General features: G+C 55.8%; 7 protein-coding genes and 1 tRNA gene. 5 read left to right on the forward strand and 3 right to left on the reverse strand.

Annotated features, from left to right (window positions below; genetic code table 11):
- Positions 1-27 precede the first annotated feature (27 nt).
- Entirely contained in the window at positions 28-1,143 is a 1,116-nt protein-coding gene (mnmA, locus tag DFR37_RS21380) for a tRNA 2-thiouridine(34) synthase MnmA (protein ID WP_113935207.1), read from the forward strand.
- 109 nt (positions 1,144-1,252) lie between these two features.
- Here the strand turns inward: mnmA and DFR37_RS21385 are convergent, their stop codons facing one another.
- A complete protein-coding gene (locus tag DFR37_RS21385) occupies positions 1,253-1,864 on the reverse strand; it encodes a glutathione S-transferase N-terminal domain-containing protein (RefSeq protein ID WP_113935208.1) in 612 nt (203 codons plus the stop codon).
- 218 nt (positions 1,865-2,082) lie between these two features.
- On the opposite strand from DFR37_RS21385, the gene purB reads away from it, so the two are divergent.
- The 4 genes from purB to DFR37_RS21410 all read left to right on the forward strand — a co-directional run bounded on the left by purB (position 2,083) and on the right by DFR37_RS21410 (position 5,066).
- Complete coding sequence (purB, locus tag DFR37_RS21390) at positions 2,083-3,459, forward strand: adenylosuccinate lyase (protein WP_113935209.1); 1,377 nt, start codon at positions 2,083-2,085, stop codon at positions 3,457-3,459.
- Positions 3,460-3,560: 101 nt separating this feature from the next.
- Positions 3,561-3,636, forward strand: a tRNA-Lys gene (locus tag DFR37_RS21395).
- Positions 3,637-4,040: 404 nt separating this feature from the next.
- The gene (locus DFR37_RS21405; RefSeq protein WP_113935211.1) at positions 4,041-4,451 is read left to right on the forward strand and encodes a hypothetical protein; all 411 of its coding nucleotides are present in this window, start codon (positions 4,041-4,043) and stop codon (positions 4,449-4,451) included.
- A gap of 279 nt (positions 4,452-4,730) precedes the next feature.
- Positions 4,731-5,066 (forward strand): hypothetical protein, encoded by a 336-nt coding sequence (locus tag DFR37_RS21410; protein WP_113935212.1) that lies wholly within the window; start codon positions 4,731-4,733, stop codon positions 5,064-5,066.
- Positions 5,067-5,275: 209 nt separating this feature from the next.
- Here the strand turns inward: DFR37_RS21410 and DFR37_RS21415 are convergent, their stop codons facing one another.
- Positions 5,276-5,611 (reverse strand): type II toxin-antitoxin system HicB family antitoxin, encoded by a 336-nt coding sequence (locus DFR37_RS21415; protein ID WP_113935213.1) that lies wholly within the window; start codon positions 5,609-5,611, stop codon positions 5,276-5,278.
- A complete protein-coding gene (locus tag DFR37_RS21420) occupies positions 5,608-5,862 on the reverse strand; it encodes a type II toxin-antitoxin system HicA family toxin (RefSeq protein WP_113935214.1) in 255 nt (84 codons plus the stop codon). Before DFR37_RS21420 ends, DFR37_RS21415 begins: the two co-directional genes overlap by 4 nt.
- Between the last annotated feature and the right edge of the window lie 296 nt (positions 5,863-6,158).

The raw sequence follows: 6,158 nt of genomic DNA on the forward strand, positions 1-6,158 counted from the left end.
GCTTGCCCGTTCAGATAAAATACCGGCATGACTACATTATCAGCATCAAAGGGACGCGTCGTCGTCGGTATGTCCGGAGGCGTGGACTCGTCGGTGACCGCCTGGCTTTTGAAGGAACAAGGCTACGAAGTGGTGGGCCTGTTCATGAAGAACTGGGAAGACGACGATGATTCCGAGTATTGCTCGACGCGGCAGGACTGGATCGACGCCGCCAGCGTGGCCGATCTTCTTGGCATTGAAATCGAAGCGGTGAATTTCGCGGCGGAATATAAAGACCGCGTCTTTGCCGACTTCCTGCGCGAATACTCCGCCGGCCGCACCCCCAATCCCGACGTCCTGTGCAATGCAGAAATCAAATTCAAGGCATTCCTTGATCACGCCATGTCGCTGGGCGCCGAACATATTGCAACGGGCCACTATGCACGGGTGCGGGCCGTCGAAACCGCACATGGGCCGCAGTATCAATTGCTTAAAGCCCTGGATCGAAGCAAGGACCAAAGCTATTTCTTGCATCGCTTGAATCAGGCCCAGCTCTCCAAGACCTTGTTTCCACTGGGCGAAATTCCCAAGACTGAAGTGCGGCGCATCGCGGCTTCGCTGCAATTGCCCAATGCAGCGAAAAAGGACTCTACCGGCATTTGTTTTATTGGCGAGCGCCCGTTTCGTGAGTTTCTCAACCGCTATCTGCCGACGCAGCCGGGCCCCATAAAAACCCCCGAAGGCGCGAAGGTCGGCGAGCATCAAGGTTTGTCGTTTTATACGCTGGGGCAACGCAAGGGACTGGGCATAGGCGGCATCAAGGGCAAGCAGCGCGACGATGGCACTGCCGACGCCTGGTACACCGCCCGCAAAGACCTGGAAAACAATACCTTGTACGTGGTGCAGGGGCACGACCACCCATGGCTGCTGGCGCAGCGGCTTCAGGCCCAGGACGCAAGCTGGGTCGCCGGCGCAGCGCCCGAACCGGGGCGGTACGCCGCTAAAACGCGCTATCGCCAGTCCGATGCCGCCTGCGCTTTGCTGTCGATCGAGCCGGAGGCGTTTGCGTTAGGCTTTGACGAGGCACAGTGGGCGGTAACGCCGGGGCAGTCGGCCGTCTTGTATGACGGCGATATCTGCCTGGGCGGCGGCATCATCATTTAATTCCATACACCCAGGCTTGCGCTTTGCGGCGGCAGCATAGAAGCAAGGCCGGCGCTTGATCTGCGCGTTTGCGTGGCCGGGAAGTGGAATGATGCCCTGGGGGCGAGGCTTATTTCGGGGGGGCCGAATTGATGAACGAGGGCCGTGCTTGCAGCTTCTCGTCGAGTACGGTGAGGTTGCTGTATTGCTTGCGCCAGTCCAGTTGCGGAAAGCGCAAATCCAGGTAGGAAAGAGCGCAACCCACGGCCACATCGGCCAGGCTGAAGTTGACGCCCATACAGAAGGCCTGGGGATCAAGGCCTTTGTCCATGAATTCCAGCGCAGTGGCTATCTTGCCCATTTGGCGCTGCACCCATGCTTCGCTGCGAAATTCCGCTTCCCGTTTGGTGTTCTCAATATTGATGGAGACCGCTGCATCAAGCACGCCGTCGGCAATGGCTTCCCAGCAGCGCGTTGCGGTGCGGTCGCGGCTGGCCTGCGGAATAAGGCGGCCTACCGGCGACAAGGTGTCGAGGTATTCAACAATAACGCGGGAGTCGAAAAGGCTGCCTCCGTCGTCCATGACCAGACAGGGGACTTTGCCTAAAGGATTGAATGTCTGGATTTGCGTCGTGCTGGACCAGACATCTTCAAGGATAAGCTCGTATTCAAGTTTTTTTTCGGCCATTACGACACGCACTTTGCGTACATAAGGGCTCGTCAGCGAACCAATCAGTTTCATGGCAACCTAAGGAAGTTACTGGCTCGAAAAGTATAGCAGGGATATCAGGGGGTCGTTGAGGCGCCGCAGGCTTAATGGCGCAAGCCATGCCGGCCCGCGTCGATGTGTTGTTTATTGGCTTCGCTAAGGTGGGCATCCCTTCCGGCTAAGGCGCTTGGCGGGTGCCGCGCGGTGCCGATGCTAAAATGCCTGCTGATTTTTCAGTTACGTGAGCCGTGATGCAAATAGCCGACCAACTTAGTCATTTGAACGCCTTGTCCCCACTTGACGGCCGTTACGCCGCCAAAGGGCAGGTATTGCGCGAAACCCTGTCCGAGGCGGCCTTCATGGCCCATCGGGTCGAGGTAGAAGTGGCCTGGCTGCTGGGTTTGTCGCAGGCCGGCTTGCCCGAGCTGCCCCGTTTTTCCGCGGCTTCCACGGCGCTTTTGCAAGGTTTGGTCGCGAATTTTTGCGAAGCCGATGCCGCCCGCATCAAGGAAATAGAGAAAACCACCAATCATGACGTCAAGGCCGTGGAATATTGGCTGAAAGAGCGCGTGGCTGGCGATGCCGAACTGTCCAGTGCGGCCGAGTTCATCCACTTTGCCTGCACCTCCGAAGACGTCAACAACACCTCGCATGCGCTCATGCTGACGCGCGCCCGCGCACAATTCATCATTCCACGCCTAACGGAAATCGGCACTCATCTGAAGACACTGGCGCGCCAGTTCGCCGACCAGCCCATGTTGTCGCGCACGCATGGCCAGCCGGCCAGCCCAACGACGCTGGGCAAAGAGTTCGCCAACGTCGCGGCGCGCCTTGACCTGGCCATCGCTTCTATAGAAGCCGTGCAACCGCTGGCCAAGCTTAACGGCGCCACGGGCAATTACAACGCCCACGTCTCTGCTTATCCCGAGGTCGACTGGCCCGCATTCAGCGCCAAGGTACTGGCCGGGCTGGGCCTGAAGCAAAATCCCTATTCCATCCAGATCGAACCGCACGACTGGATGGCGGCATTGTTCGACGCCGTGGGCCGGGCCAACACCATTTTGCTTGACCTGAACCGCGACATCTGGGGCTACATCTCGCTGGGCTACTTCAAGCAGCGCTTGAAAGAAGGCGAAGTCGGCTCTTCGACCATGCCGCACAAAGTCAACCCCATCGACTTCGAAAACTCCGAAGGCAATATCGGGCTGGCCAATGCCGTCTTGCGCCATTTGTCTGAAAAACTTCCGGTTTCCCGCTGGCAGCGCGACCTTACCGATTCCACCGTCTTGCGCAACTTGGGCGTTGCCTTTGGCTATTGCGCGGTCGCCTGGGACTCTTGCTTGCGCGGCTTGAACAAGCTGGAATTGAACCAGGCCGCCATCGACGCCGACATCGACAGGTGCTGGGAAGTTCTGGCCGAACCGGTGCAAACCGTAATGCGCCGCTATGGCTTGCCCCAGCCCTACGAGCAGCTCAAGGCGCTTACGCGCGGCAAGGGCATCAACCAGGAAGGGCTGACCGAATTCATCAATGGCCTCGACCTGCCGCCCGAACCCAAAGCCCGCCTGCTGGCACTGACCCCCCGCAGCTATCTTGGCTTGGCCGCGGAACTGGCCCGGTCTATCTGAAAGTATCCGGAACGAAGCCGTTCGCGACATTGATTGGGGTAGCGCGGGCCTTTCTGCAGCCATGAAAAAAAGGTGCTAGAATGACCGTCTTTTCCAGGTAGGGGGCTTTAGCTCAGCTGGTAGAGCAGAAGACTCTTAATCTTTTGGTCGTGGGTTCGAGCCCCACAGGCCCCACCATAAATCCTGTGAAGAATCAGTATGTTAAAGCCGCCTCTTACGCGGCTTTTTCTTTTTCTTGCGTAGCGTGTGCCAGAAATGTGACATTTTCGGCGTGATGCGCAAGGTGTGATTGCCCAAGGTGCGCATACTTTCGCACCATTTCGATGGTCTTCCATCCACGAGTTCCAAGCGTTCGTTGTTCGTGCTCGGCGCGGCAACGGGTCCTGACCTGAAGTCCGAAATATGGGGGAGTCCCGAGCTGCGACGAGTACCGCTGCGATAGGCGGTCCCTCTGCACAGTTCCTAGGGCAGGGGGCTGAGCAACCACGCGTTATGCGCTTGCGGATAACAGGAAAACGCGGCGGGGCGGAATTCGATTAAGCTACGGCCTGTCTTTAAAATCGGGCTGGAGCCCACGGATAATGAATAAGATTGAAATGTTGATGCTGGCTGTTGCGGCGATCACGGTGCTGATCGGGCTGGGCCAGTTGATCATTGCGTTTAGCCAGATAGGAACCAGCCGCAATACAGAGAAAAGGCGCCCCAGACAATCCCGCTTCATGTGGTTTCTTATCGCACTTCAGGGCGTGATTGGCGCTATTGGAGTGGTTTATTTCGATCGCTATGTCGAGGTTCCGTCCAAACTGGATTTGTACGGATTCGGCGTGTCGATATTTTCAGTTTCATGCGCCTACGCCGTCGCGATGGCAAGGCTTGTGTTCATGAGGCACACTAAAAACATGCTGGCTTTGTCGCGTCAGATCATTGAGCTGGGGCTAAAGGTCGAGCGCATGGAGCGCACCATTGCGGATGAATTGCCTTCATTTCGGTAAGTGTGGTCTTTCAGTGCTTGCGATTCCTACGCTTTAATGTGGGGCTCGTTTCCTGGCCGACGGCGCGGCGGCCGGTCATGTGCGTGGCATATAGCATCAACGCGCCGAACATATCCTAGAATTGCACTCGTTTCCGTTTCCCGTTTCTTTTTGTTTAATTCAGTACAATTCGATTACTAATGCAATAGGGATGGGCTTGTGAGGAGAATATCCATAGCGGTGACTTTATTGTCTGTTGCCGCACTAGCTGGTTGCGCGGGTAGGGCAGCAAACCCGGTAATGATTCAGCAGTACGGAGATAATGCAAAAAGCTGCGCAGCGCTTGAGCAGGACATGTCATTTATCACGTCTGAAGTTGCGCGCCTGGCGCCGGATACAGAGAAAACTGGCAAAAACGTAGCACTTGGCGTTACTGGTGCATTGTTCCTAGTTCCGCTATTTTTTATGGATTTCAGCCAGTCCGAGCAAATCGAAATCAATGCCTATCGCCAGAGGTATAACCACCTAGCTATTTTGTCTATGGAAAAGGGCTGTGAAACTGAGCGAAGGCCAATTGAAATACCTGTGGCGAAGCGGAAAGAGGTTATGCCAACTCGGGGCACTACCGGCTCGTAAAGTAGCCAAGTATGGTGAAAGCCTTCCTGGCGGGAACTGACGAGAGGGGCGCAAAAAGAAGCCCCCGGTTGTACGGGATATAGCCATCTCAGCCGTCGCCTACAATGGCGTCGCATGACGAAAAAGAGTTCCGCTCCAAGAGAACGAACGACAACACGAAAGTAGATAGCTTGGGCGCCAGCCCAATCTAGCCGTTCAGTGCGGCTTTTTTAAGTGTGCGCTGCCTCTTTGATGACTTCGGCTACCCACTGATTCAAGCTTTCACCGCTAGCCGCGGCGGCTGTAACGGCTGCCTCGTGGATTCCGGGGGCGACCCGCAATACAAACTTGCCTGAAAAGTTCTTGCGAGGTTGAATGCCACGCTTGGCGCACTCATCCATAAAGGCGTTAAGTGAGAGCTCGCCTTCACGATGCAGCCCGGCTACATCGGCTGCATAGAAATCTGCGCCGCCGTTCAGGCCGACGAACTCGCCTCGTAGCATTTCAATGTCCGGGTCGTAGGTAATTACCGCTTGCTGGCCGCGAATAGTCATTACGTTCTTCATGGTTTCACTCCATTTTCTTCCAGCCATCTGCGAATAGAGGCTACCGCGCCTTTGTCGATATCTGGGGACGGGTGTGGTCTATGCATTACATTTACTTGCCCGAAAAGGAATATGGCAACGCGGGAGCCTTCTCGTTCGGTGACTTCAGCGCCAAGCTCGATGAATAGTGCTACTGCGTCGCTCCACTTCACTCCGGCGGGAGTGGGCCTGGAAAAAATTAGTTCCAGCGTTTTTCGGTGCTTGGCTTTCATTTGTCATATGGTACTAATTTATAGTATCAATCGCAAGTTTTAAAAATACCAGGTTTCACTTCGCTTGCAAAAGGGAACGTATTTATTTCCTTTTGTGGCTCGCACGGTTCTTAATTTTGCGGCTTCGAATCCCAGAGACCCCAACAAGTAAGCCCGACCGCCTTGCAGCGGTATGTTTACTGTGCTTTGTGATGCGCGGGCTGTCGCGCGTCAACTATCTTGGCCGGTGCGCGTCAATTATCTTGGCCGGTTGACGCTGGGCAATTTACTGAGTTGATGCCATCCTTTTCAGGGAT

It is taken from the genome of Eoetvoesiella caeni (assembly GCF_003315175.1).
GTDB lineage: Bacteria > Pseudomonadota > Gammaproteobacteria > Burkholderiales > Burkholderiaceae_B > Eoetvoesia > Eoetvoesia caeni.

What these genes read in the sequence shown, in the direction of transcription:
- DFR37_RS21405 (WP_113935211.1), top strand. Translation starts at nt 4,041, where the DNA reads ATGAATAAGATTGAAATGTTGATGCTGGCTGTTGCGGCGATCACGGTG.
- purB (WP_113935209.1), top strand. Translation starts at nt 2,083, where the DNA reads ATGCAAATAGCCGACCAACTTAGTCATTTGAACGCCTTGTCCCCACTT.
- DFR37_RS21415 (WP_113935213.1), bottom strand. Translation starts at nt 5,611, where the DNA reads ATGAAGAACGTAATGACTATTCGCGGCCAGCAAGCGGTAATTACCTAC.
- mnmA (WP_113935207.1), top strand. Translation starts at nt 28, where the DNA reads ATGACTACATTATCAGCATCAAAGGGACGCGTCGTCGTCGGTATGTCC.
- DFR37_RS21385 (WP_113935208.1), bottom strand. Translation starts at nt 1,864, where the DNA reads ATGAAACTGATTGGTTCGCTGACGAGCCCTTATGTACGCAAAGTGCGT.
- DFR37_RS21410 (WP_113935212.1), top strand. Translation starts at nt 4,731, where the DNA reads ATGATTCAGCAGTACGGAGATAATGCAAAAAGCTGCGCAGCGCTTGAG.
- DFR37_RS21420 (WP_113935214.1), bottom strand. Translation starts at nt 5,862, where the DNA reads ATGAAAGCCAAGCACCGAAAAACGCTGGAACTAATTTTTTCCAGGCCC.